This is a genomic window from Vibrio sp. V15_P4S5T153 (genome assembly GCF_963874485.1).
Taxonomy (GTDB): domain Bacteria; phylum Pseudomonadota; class Gammaproteobacteria; order Enterobacterales; family Vibrionaceae; genus Vibrio; species Vibrio anguillarum.
On the sequence record NZ_CAWNHR010000019.1, the window covers coordinates 90420 to 105956 of the forward strand.

The 15537-nt window shown below is 43.5% G+C and carries 15 protein-coding genes; 12 read left to right on the top strand and 3 right to left on the bottom strand.

Annotated elements, in window-relative coordinates:
* Positions 1-4 precede the first annotated feature (4 nt).
* Positions 5-469 (bottom strand): transcriptional regulator AsnC, encoded by a 465-nt coding sequence (gene asnC, locus AACT42_RS19030; RefSeq protein WP_010319577.1) that lies wholly within the window; start codon positions 467-469, stop codon positions 5-7.
* Positions 470-624: 155 nt separating this feature from the next.
* Here asnC and AACT42_RS19035 point away from each other — a divergent pair, with 155 nt between their 5' ends.
* Together AACT42_RS19035 and AACT42_RS19040 are read left to right on the top strand one after the other, a co-directional pair.
* A complete protein-coding gene (locus tag AACT42_RS19035; RefSeq protein ID WP_010319578.1) occupies positions 625-1404 on the top strand; it encodes a class I SAM-dependent methyltransferase in 780 nt (259 codons plus the stop codon).
* A gap of 111 nt (positions 1405-1515) precedes the next feature.
* Positions 1516-1962 (top strand): hypothetical protein, encoded by a 447-nt coding sequence (locus tag AACT42_RS19040; protein WP_094133311.1) that lies wholly within the window; start codon positions 1516-1518, stop codon positions 1960-1962.
* 135 nt (positions 1963-2097) lie between these two features.
* On the opposite strand, the gene AACT42_RS19045 is transcribed toward AACT42_RS19040, so the two are convergent.
* Together AACT42_RS19045 and AACT42_RS19050 are read right to left on the bottom strand one after the other, a co-directional pair.
* Complete coding sequence (locus tag AACT42_RS19045; RefSeq protein ID WP_094133312.1) at positions 2098-2973, bottom strand: carboxylate/amino acid/amine transporter; 876 nt, start codon at positions 2971-2973, stop codon at positions 2098-2100.
* Between the two features lie 56 nt (positions 2974-3029).
* Positions 3030-3455 carry a universal stress protein gene (locus AACT42_RS19050; protein ID WP_010319581.1) on the bottom strand — a complete coding sequence of 142 codons (426 nt, stop codon included), beginning with the start codon at positions 3453-3455 and terminating at the stop codon, positions 3030-3032.
* Positions 3456-3609: 154 nt separating this feature from the next.
* Between AACT42_RS19050 and ftnA the strand changes: the two genes are divergently transcribed.
* From ftnA to def, 10 genes are all read left to right on the top strand, one after another.
* The gene (gene ftnA, locus AACT42_RS19055; RefSeq protein WP_013855622.1) at positions 3610-4137 is read left to right on the top strand and encodes a non-heme ferritin; all 528 of its coding nucleotides are present in this window, start codon (positions 3610-3612) and stop codon (positions 4135-4137) included.
* 70 nt (positions 4138-4207) lie between these two features.
* The gene (uspB, locus tag AACT42_RS19060) at positions 4208-4531 is read left to right on the top strand and encodes a universal stress protein UspB (protein WP_010319583.1); all 324 of its coding nucleotides are present in this window, start codon (positions 4208-4210) and stop codon (positions 4529-4531) included.
* Positions 4532-4676: 145 nt separating this feature from the next.
* A complete protein-coding gene (locus AACT42_RS19065) occupies positions 4677-5498 on the top strand; it encodes an HDOD domain-containing protein (protein ID WP_026028254.1) in 822 nt (273 codons plus the stop codon).
* A gap of 142 nt (positions 5499-5640) precedes the next feature.
* Positions 5641-6828, top strand: coding sequence for an NAD(P)/FAD-dependent oxidoreductase (locus AACT42_RS19070; protein WP_094133313.1), 1188 nt, complete (start codon positions 5641-5643; stop codon positions 6826-6828).
* Positions 6829-6941: 113 nt separating this feature from the next.
* Entirely contained in the window at positions 6942-7769 is an 828-nt protein-coding gene (locus tag AACT42_RS19075) for a TnsA endonuclease N-terminal domain-containing protein (RefSeq protein WP_094133314.1), read from the top strand.
* Positions 7756-9894, top strand: a complete 2139-nt coding sequence (locus AACT42_RS19080) for a DDE-type integrase/transposase/recombinase (RefSeq protein WP_094133315.1) — start codon at positions 7756-7758, stop codon at positions 9892-9894. The genes AACT42_RS19075 and AACT42_RS19080 overlap by 14 nt, the downstream gene beginning before the upstream one ends.
* The gene (locus tag AACT42_RS19085) at positions 9891-11318 is read left to right on the top strand and encodes an ATP-binding protein (RefSeq protein WP_064626088.1); all 1428 of its coding nucleotides are present in this window, start codon (positions 9891-9893) and stop codon (positions 11316-11318) included. The genes AACT42_RS19080 and AACT42_RS19085 overlap by 4 nt, the downstream gene beginning before the upstream one ends.
* 34 nt (positions 11319-11352) lie before the next feature.
* On the top strand, positions 11353-12936 hold the full coding sequence (locus tag AACT42_RS19090) for a TnsD family Tn7-like transposition protein (RefSeq protein ID WP_094133395.1): 1584 nt from the start codon (positions 11353-11355) through the stop codon (positions 12934-12936).
* Between the two features lie 297 nt (positions 12937-13233).
* Complete coding sequence (locus AACT42_RS19095) at positions 13234-13485, top strand: hypothetical protein (RefSeq protein ID WP_064626086.1); 252 nt, start codon at positions 13234-13236, stop codon at positions 13483-13485.
* A 1205-nt stretch (positions 13486-14690) separates the two neighbouring features.
* Positions 14691-15194: a peptide deformylase gene (gene def, locus AACT42_RS19100; protein ID WP_016785410.1), complete on the top strand. Its 504-nt coding sequence runs from the start codon at positions 14691-14693 to the stop codon at positions 15192-15194.
* Positions 15195-15537: the final 343 nt, after the last annotated feature.

Consider the following 15537-nt stretch of genomic DNA (forward strand, 5'->3'; position numbering starts at 1 on the left):
GTGATTAAGGATTCACATTTCGGTTAATCGGGTTCTGCAAGGAAATAAGCGTCTCTGTGGATTGCACTTCATCAATAGCCTGTAATTTGTCGATCAGCACAAATTGTAATTCTTCAATCGAGCGGCACATTAACTTCACAAAAATATTATAGGCTCCTGTGGTGTAATAGGCTTCCACCACTTCATCCAGCGCATTGAGTTTGGCGAGCGCCGAATGGTAGTCTCGCGCGGCATTGAGATTGATACCGATAAAACAACACACGTCATAACCCAATTTTTTGGTATTGACGATCACTTCCGTACCTTGAATGATGTCGGCCGATTTCATCTTTTCAATACGAACATGGATAGTGGCAGGGCTAACGTTGAACTGCTTGGCCATTTCTGCGTAGGGCGTACGTGCATCGTCCATTAAAATTTTTAAAATGGCGCGGTCGAGTTCGTCCAGTTTAGCGGTAGTGGCTTGCATCACAGCATCCTTATCATTGAAATGGTTCGCTCAGTTTATCACTGGTCGTTGTTTCTCGTAAGCCGCCGTTTAAGAAAAGCGATAAGCTTTAGTCACGTCGGTGAAAATTGGGTAAACTCAAGCCTCCTCATTATTTCCTTTGTTTCGGAGTTAACTTGCAGCTACAACTGATTTGCGAAGTTCCTGCTCAGCAAGCACATTTGGATACATTAGCCGCGCGTTGGGGATTAAAACCATGCGCTGAGAGCCCATTTGCCTTGGTATTAACTCAGTATCGTCTTGAGTTGCGTAAACTGGATGAGCCTAAACTCGGCGCTATTTATGTCGATTTAGTCACGGGAGCGGTTGCTCACCGACGTAAATTTGGTGGCGGTAAAGGTCAGTCGATAGCCAAAGCTGCTGGACTAAACAAAGGAGCGACACCGACCGTGTTAGATGCAACGGCCGGGTTAGGTCGTGATGCTTTTGTATTGGCCTCGCTTGGTTGTAAAGTGCAAATGGTTGAGCGACATCCCGTTGTGGCCGCGCTGCTCGATGATGGTTTAGAGCGTGCCAAGCAAGATGCGGAGATTGGTGGCTGGGTAAGCGAGCGAATGTCGTTACTTCACGCTTCGAGTCATGATGCGCTCGAAAAACTTGCGCAAGATGAAGATTTTGTAAAGCCAGATGTGGTGTATCTTGACCCCATGTACCCGCACCCGGAAAGTAAAAAACAAACGGCTTTGGTAAAAAAGGAGATGCGCGTCTTTCAATCGCTGGTGGGCGCTGACTTGGATGCTGATGCATTATTAAACCCAGCCTTGAGTTTGGCGACCAAACGCGTGGTGGTGAAGCGTCCTGACTATGCCGATTGGTTAGACAAACAAAAGCCGAGTATGGCGATTGAAACCAAGAAAAATCGTTTTGATGTGTATGTGAAAGCGGCGATGATCTAACGCATTCAATACGTTAGCTTTGGCGAGAAAATCTCGTGGCCCATAGATGTAATTTAATGCTTGCTTAATCGTGTTTGGAATTGTATATCTAACTAATAATTATTCCTATTCGTGATCGAGGCGTACATGAATAAGCGTTTATGCAAATTGAACCGACACGATATTACTAGCCAGCTTGGGGATATCCATCAGATTGTGGCTGCGCCAAAATTTCTTTGTCGCTCATGTGCTCGTTCATCATCGGATAAAAACACGCTGTGTAAGCCTGCTGCTATTCCGAGTGTATCGACAAAGCTTGTTTTGGAAGGGAAGAAACAACTGCGCTCTGGTACGTCAAATGGCATGACGGACAAAGGTAAAAAGGCCGCCAAGCGATCGGAAAAACAGAACAAGAAAGCGTTAAAAAAACAAAAAAAAGTACTGAAGAAGTTAGAAAAAGTGCTGAAACAGCAGCAAAAACTGTTAAAGAAACACCCTGCATTACAAGTAAAGTTTGCCGATGTGAATCAACGAATTTCTTCGGTTAGTGAACGTTCACTACAACGGCAGATTCACTAAAAACAGATAGTTTACTAAAAATAGATGATTTACTGAAAACAGATGGTGAGTTAAACCGAGCCACGTTAAGCCTATTTTTCAACAACAAAGCCCGCGATGATTGCGGGCTTTGTTGTTTTTAACGCTCAACCTGATTCAGTGAGTACGGCTGGCAGCGACTTTGCGCTTTACCCAAGTTTCATTGACCCACAGTGAGAGCAAAATGATCACGCCGCCAATGGCAAGGCGGATTAAATCTACGTCGCGATTCCAAATCAGAATGTTCACCACTAATCCGGCGGGAACCAGCGCATTATTCATAATCGCTAATGCGCCTGCATTAACTAAACAGGCTCCTTTGTTCCACACGAAGTAACCAAGCCCAGAAGCAATTACCCCTAAGTAGATCAAAATACCCCATTGCAAAGAGGTAGTGGGCAGTTTTTCACTATTGCCAAACAGTAAAAATGCCACGCTTGCTACCACCAATGCACCTAAGTAGAAATAACCGAATACGCTGTGTTGCGCTAAAGTAATGGTCTCTTTTTCCATGACGTATTTATAAGCCACTTGGCCGATAGCAAAACAGAGGTTAGCCCCTTGCACCACCAAAAAACCCAGCAAAAAGTGCTCGTTTATTGCTGCAAATTTAATAAAAACGGCACCGATTACGGCAATGGCCGCCGTCACTAAGTACCACGGAGAAAAGCGGCCTTTCAGTAGATCGTAGATCAGCGTGACGTAGATTGGTGTAAACACCGTAAACAGCAAAACTTCAGGAACCGATAGCAGTAAAAATGATTGATAGTAGAAACAGTACATCAGGCCCAGTTGAATTCCACCAATGGTCATCAACTTAGCGATCAACGGAGCGGGAACGGTTTTAAACCTGATCAAAGGTAGAAATACTAAGCTCGCTAATGCAACGCGCATCCAAACCGCGAACCAAGAATCAACTTGACCGGCGAGATAAACGCCGATCAAGCTAAATGAAAATGCCCAAAGTAGGGTGACTGCAGAGAGATAGGCCATAACAAACAACGCTGAACAGTAAATAACTCGCAGTCTAACCGAGTTTTGGCTTGTCGTCAGTCGTGAAGTGGTATTACAAGCATGTCGACTGGCGAACAGTTAATCAGTTGCCGAGTGGATGAGAGTAACTTGCTCCAAAAATCTTGATGATGACCGCAGACCACCAAATCAACACTGAATTCAGCGATGGTTTCGCATAGCTCATTACTGAGGTCGCCGCTGCCTACTAGTGTATGGCGGATAGGGTATTGCGCGTGTTCCGCTAAGGCTTGCAGCTGCTTTTGTGACGCTTCCATCGCGTGATGTTGAGTTTCTGCTAAATTGATATCAATGAGTCCGGTATACAGCTCGGCATAGTTGACATCAATGTGAATGAAAGAAACGTCAGCATCGAGTGGTTTTGCCAGTGCAACAGCTTTGTCGACTAAGAGTTTACTGTCTTCTGAAAGATCAATGGCAACCAAAATATGTTGATAACTCATTGTATTATCTCCTGATGGGGTACTGATTAAAGATTAGCACTGAGGCCGTGAGTTTTTTGTCGCCGTGATCTCATATCCGCATACCTGACTCAAAGTGTTATGGTGAGGTTCATGGTATAGTCAATTCAAATCGTTACATAAACTAGGAGTCGACATGTTGTCACAAGCTATGGTTGAAAAACTGAATGAACAAATTAATCTGGAATTTTTTTCATCCAATCTATACTTACAAATGAGTGCTTGGTGTGAAGATAAAGGATTTGAAGGTGCTGCCGAGTTTTTACGCGCTCATGCCGTAGAAGAAATGCAGCACATGCAGCGTTTATTCACCTACGTGAGTGAAACGGGTGCACTGCCTATCCTTGGTGCGATCGCAGCGCCAAAACATAAGTTTACGAGCCTTGGTGAAGTGTTTCGCGAAACTTATCAACATGAGCAGATGATTACTCAGCAGATTAATAAACTCGCTCATGCGGCGTTCACATCTCAAGACTACTCAACGTTTAACTTCCTTCAGTGGTACGTTGCGGAGCAACATGAAGAAGAGAAGTTGTTTAAAGGGATTTTAGATAAGCTAGAGCTTGTGGGTGATGATGGTAAGGCGCTGTTCTTCATCGACAAAGATCTAGCCGCAATGGCAAAAGCCGGCTCATCTTCTGTAATGGATACCCAAGCTGTGTAATCGCAGCAGAAAGAGTATGAAGCGATCGTCTTTTTCTTTGGGTTCTATGCAAAGGTGTAGGGAGGAAAAGATGATCACTGGGGATACAATTTTATTTGCGCTAATGCTGGTCACTGGGGTTAACCTAGTCAGGTATCTTACTGCGCTACGCTCACTTATTTACATCATGCGTGAAGCTCATCCATTGCTTTATCAACAAGTGGATGGCGGTGGCTTTTTTACCACTCACGGTAATGTCACCAAGCAGGTTCGTCTTTTCCATTATTTGAAAGGTAAAGAGTATCACCATCACCACGATCCCCTATTTACGGGCAAGTGTGATCGCGTTAGAGCGCTGTTTATCTTGTCGATGTCATTGCTGGCCGTGACAACCTTCGCGGCTTGTATCGTATAACTGAGCCAGTCATTGTATTGATTAAAGGAGCTATCGTGCTCCTTTTTTATCGTCTGTATAAAGTCATCGACTTATTTCTTCACTATTATGCATCTTCATTGTGCGGCGACTATTATTAGCAAGAGCAATCGAAAGGAGAAAAATAATGGATGAAAAAGCACTGCTCGCACGTTTGAATGAGTTACCTCGTATTCAACAAGTATTACAAGAACTACTCGAAATGGTTAATAAGGAAGAGGTCGATTTTGGTGCGCTCACAAAAAAAATTGCCATGGAACAAGTGTTGAGTGCGCGGCTGCTTCGCCTTGCAAATTCGGCACATTTTGGCGGAAGCCGCACAGTGGCCTCTATCAATGATGCGGTGATTCGTGTCGGAAGTGGCTCGGTGAGAACTATGGTGGTGGCATCGGTATTATCCAGTGCTTTTCCTAAAATTGACACCTTGGATCTGCAGCAATATTGGTCCGATACCTTTGAAATTGCCATTATCGCCAGCAAACTGGGGGCCGCTTGTAAACTCGATGCCAATAGCGTTTTTACTACCGGAATATTGCACAACATTGGCCAATTGATGATCCACACATTAGCGCCGCAAGAAGCGTTGAAAATTCGCCTTTGTGTTGATGCTGGTGAAGTTGAACTAGAAGCACAACAGCAAATCATCCATACCGATGCGAATGTACTGGGGGCGAAGCTAGCCAAAGCTTGGAAGTTTCCTGATGAGATGGTCGATGCGATCGCCTACTCTGCGCAGCCAGAAAAAGCGCAGCTTTCACCAAAACTTGCCCGTGTATTGCATTTTGCCCGTGATATCCACCATCAATGGGATATCCTGACCGAAAAAGAAAAACGCTTATTTCTGGCTGAGCACCCAGATACTCGTGTGCTGGCAATATCTGCCACATTTGCTGAAACAATTGACGCCGTTCGCGGAAAAGGGCGCGAGCTTGCAGAGCAGCTCGTCTAATACCGTCGCTGGTGGATTAACCTTGTCTTCACTCAATTAGTCGTTAAAATGTCCCCCATTGATAAGGATGTACGCCACTAGCGCTGCATCCTTTTTGTTTGTCATTAGGTGCGTGTGCGTCTAGTTAAATGAAGGTGAAAGCATGAGTCAGTCGTTTGATGTTGTCGTTATTGGTGCTGGCGCCGCCGGGCTAATGTGCGCCGCGCAAGCTGGCCTGCGCGGGCGCAGCGTATGCGTTCTCGATCATGCCAAAAAGCCTGGCCGTAAAATTTTGATCTCAGGTGGCGGTCGCTGTAATTTCACCAATTATGAACTATCGGCCGCCAACTATTTATGCCGCAATCCCCATTTCGTTAAATCAGCGTTATCGCAGTACAGCCAGTGGGACTTTATCTCGCTGGTCAGTAAATACAATATTGCGTTTGAAGAGCGCGATCATGGCCAGCTCTTTTGCCTTGATTCGGCGAAGGACATCGTCAATATGTTGCTAAAAGAGTGCGATTTACCGACGGTCAAGCAGCGTTATCAAGTCGAGATTCAATCGATAGATAAGGTGCCAAACGGCTTTCAGCTCACCACCCATGACGGGCCAATCCAATGCCAGTCACTGGTGGTCGCAACGGGTGGCTTGTCGATGCCTAAACTCGGTGCGACTCCTTTTGGTTACAAAATTGCAGAGCAGTTTGGATTGGCGGTAATCCCAACCACGGCCGGGCTCGTGCCTTTTACACTGCATAAACAAGATAAAGAAGATTTCGCCGAACTGGCCGGCATTGCCATTCCAACTGAAATCACTACTGAAGATGGCACAGTGTTTAAAGAAGCACTGCTGTTTACTCATCGTGGTTTATCTGGGCCTGCGGTGTTGCAAATTTCTTCTTACTGGAAAGCGGGGCAGAAGGTCAGTATTAACTTAGTGCCGGAAGTAGACATCGAGCGGCTATTGAATGAATCACGTGAAGCACACCCAAATCAAAGCTTAAAAAACACACTCGCAAAAGTACTGCCTAAGCGTTTGGTTGAAGTGCTGATTGAGCGTAAAGCTTTTGTCGATAAACCGCTCAAACAGTTAAACCCACACGAAATAACCGCTATCGCACACGATTTACAACATTGGCCGATTCTTCCCAATGGTACTGAAGGTTATCGCACAGCCGAAGTCACATTAGGTGGCGTAGACACCGATTGCCTCTCATCGAAAACCATGGAATGCAAATCGGTTCCGGGCCTCTATTTTATTGGTGAGGTAATGGATGTGACGGGCTGGCTTGGCGGCTATAATTTCCAATGGTGTTGGTCAAGCGGCTATGTAGCCGGGCAGTGGGTGTAATTGTTGTGTAGAGATAATAAAGTTTGCCCACAACGACATTTTTAGACAATAAAGTTTGCCCATAATGAGGCGTATTACTATGCTTTGCACAGTGAAGCTTTATTGGATTAAGTATGGGACGTGGTCGAAAAATCGAGTCGTTAGATGACTATCAACGGCACTTGCGGAACAAATATGGGCTGGGTCAAGGTGCTAACTACAAACCTTGGCTTAGGATTCAGGATGTGAAATCTAAAGGTACACGCTCACTGATTTATGGTAGGAAGTCTCAAAGAGACCACCATATGATGTCTTCGATAGAAAGTGAGCACTTTTATCTTGCTGAGTTTTCGAACCGTGTTGTTGATATCAGGGAGCAATTTCCCCTCTTCCCTCTAAACTTTACGCAGAAAGTAGCTAAAACCCTTGGGGTACAACACCCTACCCATCCTCATACAAAAGAACCGATTATCATGACAACAGATCAGTTGCTCACGATAGACTCCTCTCAAGGCACAACATACCATGCTATTTCTGTTAAATCTGAAGATGACTCTAGTGATCTACGTGTACTGGAAAAAAATGATATCGAGAGGGTTTGTTGGGAGTTACTTGGGATTAAATTTAGTTACTTTACTGGGAATGAATTAACAAGAGTTCAAAGTCGTAACCTTCTATGGGCTACCTCACCGTTCCGTAAGAACCCGGTGAGCTTTTCGACCGAGCAGGTTAATTGTGCGCTCTCTATATTAACTGTTCGGCAGTACTTTATTGAAGACCTTTGTAATCAACTAATCTCATTGAATGTTACTACGCATGAAGATGCTCTATTACTAATTCGTTTCCTAATCGCTGATAGATATATTGAAGTAGATCTTTCTAAAAACATTGTTGAATCAGGGCTTATTGACATAACGTATGTAACTGAACAACAGGGAGGTATCCTATATGGAGCTTCCTAAAAACAGTGTTTGGAGAGTGAGTAATTCGAACTTGCTTGAAGACGGCCTCTATCGATTGTTGGATTTATTACATGATGTTGAGTCTGTCATTTTATTCTCACTAGAGGATTCTTCTACAGTAGTAAGACCTGTAGCAGTTTCCTTGGAGGGTTTCCTTGAGTCCATTTCTAGTCATGAAGCGAAAAAAACACAATATAAATTGCCAGCTCATTTAATGGTCGATGAAGAAAATCTTTCAGAAGAGTACATAGCTCGTCGAGATAAAAATTACGATTTAATCGAAGGTGTAATATTCGATCAGAGCTTTATTTTCGACTACGCGACCAAGAAGCGCTTTCCTAAGTTAAGCGAACATGCGCGGAAGTTGGGAGTGGATCGCAAATCTTTAGCCAGATTGCTCACTTTATATTGGAGAAATGGTCAGGATAAGATGGCTCTGTTACCGGCATTTGCGAATAGTGGCGGCTCTGGGAGGGAGAAAGCTCCAACAACGAAACCATTAGGTGCACCGAAACAACCTAGAACAATAGCTGTAGATAGAGCAGCTAAGTATATTGTGTGCAATGATGACAAGAAGAAATTCAAGAAAGCTTTAAAGAAGTACTACCTTAAAGAAACAGGCCTTACGTTGGCAAAAACTTATAAAAATCTGCTTAAAGATAGTTATTCAAAAGAAATCAGACAAGCAGAGGTGATGGGTAGACCTCCTTTGGTGCCAACAGAAAAACAGTTCAGCTACTGGCGTACAAAGCTATTTAGTAAAGAGCAGATAGTTAAGCAACGAACGTCAGAAAATGACTACCTCAGAAATAAAAGAGGAGTCCTAGGCAGCATTACAGACCGAAGCTATTTGCCTGGTACTCATTTTGAAATAGATGCGACTGTTGCTGACGTGCATATCGTATCTGAGCTTAAGCCAGAAGAAGTCTTAGGGCGACCGACGATTTACATTGTAGCGGATAGAGCAAGCCGAATGATAGTTGGTATGCATGTATCTCTATATTATGCTTCATGGCGTGCAGCTCGACAGGCATTAGCCAATGCTTTCTTACCTAAATCTGATTACTGTAAAAGCTTTGGTGTAGATATTGAAGACTCAGAGTGGCCTTGTGCCCACATCCCTAAAGAGTTGGTTTGCGACAATGGTGAAATGATTGGAGTGCAGCCCAGAAAAGCGCTGACTCCAATGACGAAATTATCATTTACCCCACCATATAGGCCTGATTGCAAAGGGGTTGTGGAGAAACGTTTTGATATTCTTAATAAAGAACTACTTCATGATCTTCTAGGTTCAACAAGAGGCGGGCCAGTTGTTAGAGGCAATGAAGACCCAAGAAAAGTTGCGCTCTATACCCTGAAAGAAGTAACTGCCGAAATAATTAAAACTGTCCTAGAGCATAACCGTTCAATTTTCGATGACTTGGCTTTTGCCAGCCCTTTACTCATTAAGCATGATCTGTCCCCAACACCTCTGAACTACTGGAAAATACACCTTGCGAAACATAGACACGACCTTCAGTTTGCTAGAAGTGATGAAGTTATCGCTAGGTTGTTACCTTCCGCAGAAGTAAGTATGACTCGAAGTGGTATATATTTTAATGGTTTGTACTACTCATGTGCAGAGGTCGAAGAGCTAAGCCTCGCCTCAGTAGCTAGGTCTTCAGGCCGTTGGAGGCTTGAAGCGAGAATCGACGAAAATACAACCAATTACATCTATGTCCGTTTGGACAAAAATAAAGGTTTTGTTAGATGCGATCTTCTACCTCGCAGCAGGATGTTCAGTGATAAATCGATATTTGAGTCCAACTTTATCCAAGACTGGCTCGATTCCAAAAAGGAGCTAACACCAATTTCAGTAGCTTCGATTGATGATCATAAGTATCAACAGGATGTTACTCGACAAGCTAAACACAGAAATAAAGAAGCGGGTAAACTTTCTTTAAAGGATAGAACGAAAAACACCCGTCAGCGACGTAATGACGAGTTAGAAATGACAACAAATATGATTACACCAAAGTCAGTCGCTTCAGGTGGTAATGATACGGCTGATAGTGCGCCCGTCAGCGATAAAGTAATTCTATTACCAAAAGGTCCGAAAAGAAGAGTGAGTAGAGGTGAGTCATGAGGATTGAGTCTGCAGTGTATCAAGATGCAATTCTTCCTGAGCATCGAGGTAATCCGATAATAGAGGCTCTTCCAGCTAAAAAAGCATGGGTATCTGTTATGGACGATTTTAGTAATTACCCGGATTTGTCAGAAGAGATTGCTGACCATAAAGATCCATTAGTTCGTGATGAGTACCTAAATCGCATTGAAGAAATCAGGCAGCCGCTGACCGATTATGAAGAATGCTTCCGTGCTGTTGAAAGGGCTATAAAAAAGGGCTACTCGGCCAAGAATCCATTGAGCCCTACAACTGCCCAATTCTTGCATTATTTGGTTGATGAACGACCTAATATAGAGCCGAGAACTGGGTACTTTAAACCCAAAGGAGATGGACTTACTCTAATTGGCGAAAGTGGTGTTGGTAAAACCTCAATGGTGGAGCAAGTCCTAGAATATTTTCCTACAGTAATTGTACATGAGTCCTATAAAGGCCATCCACTTGAACTAAGAAAACAAGTTGTCTGGATAAAAGTAGACTGCCCTAGCAATTCCAGCGTTAGGGATCTCTGTGAGGAGATACTCTCAACACTCGACTTAACCCTAGATAGGGAAAGAACAAAACCAGCGGGGACAATTGGAGAGTTAATTAGGCAGCTAGAGCGGTCAATCAAATCAAGTTTTCTAGGTATGCTCGTGATTGATGAAATGCAAAATCTAAAGTTTAAAAGAACAGGTGGAGAGAACAATCTATTAAAATTCTTACATCGACTAATGAACAAGTTAGGTGTTCCACTTTTCTTTGTCGCAAACCCCCCGTTTGACAAGTCTCTAATTAAAGAGCTCAAAGCTGCTCGCCGCGCTGAAAGCGGTTATCACCATACTATGTCTGTTTTGACAAGAAACAGCATTTCATGGAACGCGTTTATAGACCAACTCTGGCAATACCAATGGACCAACGTTTACACGGAGCTTACAGAAGAACTAAATAATGTTCTTCACTCCTTATCTGTTGGTAATATAGATATGGCAAGCCGAACCTATAGAGAGGCTCAACGTTTGGTTATTGGCTCGGATGATGAACGTATTACACCAGCAACATTATCCGCCGGTAATGCAGTTGCTTGTGGTCTATCGAGGCAAACGGAAGAAGTTGATAGCTTAAAAGCAGCTCTTATTCCGTTACCCAAAGGCAAGCAACGTAACTCTCAGCGCAAGGATGTACAAACTGCTAAAACAGTCGATAAAACAGGTGATATCACTAAGCCTCAGCACCCTGAATTTGCTTCTAGGCTTATTGAACTAGTGGGGGCGGTAGACCTACTAGATAGAATTAAAGACCCTGATTTATTTCAACAAGCTGCGGGTTTAGAAGACCCTATGTGCTATTTAAGATCTCGTAATGTTGTTCTGGACGACCCTCTTTCAGAACTATCCTATAGTTAGGGTATATAGACACTATCAATATAGGAGACTCATCATGCAGTTGCCCAAAGCACTACCTGATGAGTCCTTATATAGCCGTATATGCCGTTTCTTATCAGTTTGTGAATACTCTACTGATCAAGCTTTAGGATTGCTTGCTGGCGATAGTAGAGCAGCTATTCATCCTTATCTAACATCAAACTTGGGCTCTCTAGCTCAGTCAACGGGTGAATCGTCAAAGGCTCTATTATCGTGTCAAACACTGCGTCCACTGTTTTCCAATTACCTGCCAAATTACAGAAATGTTATTGAAGATGTAGCTGCGAGTACAAATGAGGTTATAAGATCGAGCCAGCTTTCAACCTTTCGTGAAAAAGAGACCTTATCTGTTAAGTACTGCCCTGTGTGCGCAAAAAATGATTTGCATGAGTATGGCGTTGCTTATTGGCACTTGAATCATCAGATTCCAGGTGTAGAGGCATGTTCAGCACATCGAACGTGGTTAGTTCATCAAGAGTTGCCCGGTCGCTGTCATGTGTGTTGTCATTTTCTACCCAGCTCTGAAACGATACCTATACATTGTACTGATGTGGCAACCGAATTCTCGTATTTTGCTGCTCAACGAGTGCTAGTGTTACAGGCTCTGAGTCAAGATGAGAGCCGTGCTGTATTGAGTACGGATTACCAAAACCAGCTAGGCTTGAGTGGCTTTTTGACGGCAAGTGGCCGAGTGAGAAGGAAGATCATCTTAGAGGGGCTGTATGAGTTATCCGAAGGCTTATTTCTCTCACCAACACATTTGTCTGTCAGATCAAGATTAGATTTCAGCTTTGTATCAACATTTCTCTCTGGCCAGTACCCTCAACATCCATTTAAGCACTTACTTTTTGAGTTTTTCCTGTCTCGTTGTCGACCCTTTACAGGAGTGAAAGACGAGAGTTTAAGCACTCGAACTGCCATAAACAGAGAAAAACAATCTTGTGATTTATTGAAGTTGGGGCTATCAATGGCAGCTGTAAGTCGCGAGGTTGGTAAGAGTCGTTGTTATGTTAAAAGTGTTGCCTTGAGGAATAATATTCCGGTCAATCTGAAGCCCAGGAAAATCACGAAAGGTATCAAGGCATCGGTAATACAACTGGCGCTAAAAGGCTTTCATGGAGACGTAATAGCAAAAAAGCATCATATCTCTTCTGGCAGTGTCGAGCAGATTATCTCGACGACAACTGGTCTTGTTGAGCGGCGTAAGCAATGCAAAGCTGAGTCTTTGAGACGCAGATACCGTTGTCAGATAGTACGGTTTATTAACTTGAACCCTAATGTGAGCCGACAAGAGATAAAGAGAGCCCAAGAAGCCGCTTATTACTGGCTGTATAACCACGAGTATGCGTGGCTTGAAACCGTGCTTCCAACTGCAAGTAAGACGCAGCATGTTGATAGAGTGGATTGGTATCAGCGAGACAATGAACTCGTAGATGTGATTCGTGAGTTGTTGCTTTCCTCAAGTAACAAGAAATCCCGCACTGAGTTAGATAAAGCCCTGGGTGGGCATGGTTGGCTTACGTCCAAAATAGCAAAGCTACCAAAGACGAGAGAACTCCTCCGAAAGAAAGGATTATTTGGTGTTAATACGTGCTCATGACTAAAAAGCGTTGAATCATAGTTAAAACTCACGCTCAAGGAATACCCCAAACTAGATTGTCACGTCGACGTAGTGTTGTTTCCGTAGGTTGCATCGTCATTCAATCATACTCGGTTTTGCACCATTGTTGTCGGCGGACAACAAAATCTGATTTGTTTCGAGTAATATCAGGTCAGGAGAGGCGGGTAAGCTAACGCGCTTCTGCCCATTGCGTTTTTCAGGACAAACCTTACGCTGTAGCTAGTAACTCAGTATGCTATAAATTATCTGATATCACTTTGAATGGAAAAGCGAGCTATGAGCAAAAAACGGCTGTCAGAAAAAGAATTGGTTAAGGGGATGACTCCCTATACTGCACATGCTGATGAGCTGGCTGCGGCAAAATTGGATGAATTGAGCCTTGAACCCTCTGAAAGTGATTACAAAACCGCATTAAAGCGGATTGAATCTCTGTTTGATGTAGCTGAACCAGGCACTCCCGAAGGTGACGAACTTGAAAGACTAGCTGCATTGGTTGAAGAATATGAGGAAAAGCACTTCCCCATCTGAAAACTGCAACGCATTTTTGTCCCAACCCGGTTCTGAACTCGTCGCTTCGGCAATAGAACTAACTAATGTGCAAAATATGCACATTGCTTATCAAGCAACGATCGAGGAATACTCGGTAGTTGAACTGTTGCAATTTTTGCAATAGTTGCCTGAGCAAAGAGAAAGCTCAATTGTCGCAGAATCTACAACAATTCATATCTGCCCCAAACGTGTTTAGAACGCAGGAAACCGTAATGTTGACAATGGGGAGTCCACATAAGATTCCGCTATGGTGCGGAGAGTTCAACGATCACGAAAGAGCATGGGGCAATCTCTTTCCGACTCTCATGCCTTTTGGCCACAGCGTATTAACCACTTCCGCTGATTCATCGTATAACGCACCTTGGACGGATTCACATTTGTTCATCATGCTGACTACCTAGCACTCACCCGATTTATGTGGTTATCAGGAGGATCGTCCTCTCACGATTTCAATCCCGATTGGCAAATACCAACCTTCGTTACATTATCAGACTCGCTACTTTATTCAGAGTCCTAGGTTCATCTGGTGATACAGATGGTTCACTCGTTGAGCGGTGAACAGCGCTTCATACGACCTCACGTCGCACGCCCCTAAACGTGTTTAGGCAGCAGTAAACTTACATGAGAATAATTTGGTCAACAGGCAGGTGACCAAATTCAGTGTCACTTACTTCATGGGACAATCTTACTGGCTGTAAGGGAGGGTTACGGGCAGAAAAAAGCGCCTCAATATTGAAGCGCTTCATACATAAAAAATCTGGCCTGCTCTTTCAATTCGATTATCCTGCACCCTGGCTAGGGGAATCTCTTCCGACATCAGCACCCTCTTTTACGAGTTCCAGTCCCGCGCTGACAACATCAAACTATTAGAATACTGCATTAATGTCAATTGTGATGAGTACAGAAATCCATGAGGTTTATTTGGGCAACAAGTTGTTTCGTAAATTATCTGTGCCCCATTGTAATCTAGACCTTTTACTCATTCACAATCTGTTCATGAGCTTTTCCCCTACGAAAGGTTATCTGAAGCAATGTGTTGTCAAAGTTATATGCAAAGGCTATTTACCCCGTCATATCTGTTGGTATTGTTGAAGGTTAAAAAGAAAGAAGGCATTATTGGCCCATAAAATACGGACAGTCGACATATAGAAAGCGTTATGAGCTTCCAAGAATAGAAGGAAAATATGGCAGTTTTAGAAATTCTGACTGCACCAGATCCAAGGCTTAAGGTCAAAGCGGAAAAGGTGCAAGATCTCTCCACGGTACAAACATTAATAGACGACATGTTGGAAACGTTATATGCGACTGACAATGGTATTGGTTTGGCTTCAACTCAAGTTGGTCGTAAAGAGGCCGTTGTTATTATTGACCTTTCCGAAAGTCGAGATGAACCATTAGTTTTGGTTAACCCTGAAGTGGTTAGCGGCTCGGATAAAACATTGGGTCAAGAGGGTTGTTTATCAGTTCCTGACTATTATGCCGACGTAGAGCGTTTTACTTCAGTTGTTGTGTCTGCTTTAGATCGCGAAGGTAAACCAATGACCATCGAAAGTGATGAGTTTCTAGCTATCGTAATGCAGCACGAAATAGATCATTTGTCGGGTAACTTGTTTATTGACTATCTTTCACCACTTAAGCGTCAAATGGCTATGAAAAAGGTTAAAAAGTACGTTAAAGCGCACTCTTAACTTCCGCCTATCAATATAGGTAATTACATCCTGTTGGCTGCGTGAGTAGCCAATGCTTTTCGAACAACAAAGTTATCTGCTTCGCTTTGTCATTTCGGTCATTAAACATTGCTTACGACAAACACATATAGAAGATCTCTTATTGTGGTCTCTCCGCAGCCAACCACTATTGGCTAGGCCATTAGACATTTATCGGTTGATAATTACGGTACGACAGAATCGCTTGGTGATCACACGAGCTAGCCATCGTGACTAACTCAGAGCTGCCCCTTTCTGCCTTAGACCTGTTACTCTCAAGATTCTTCACTATCGAAATTTGACCTGATTTTTCTAATGTAACACG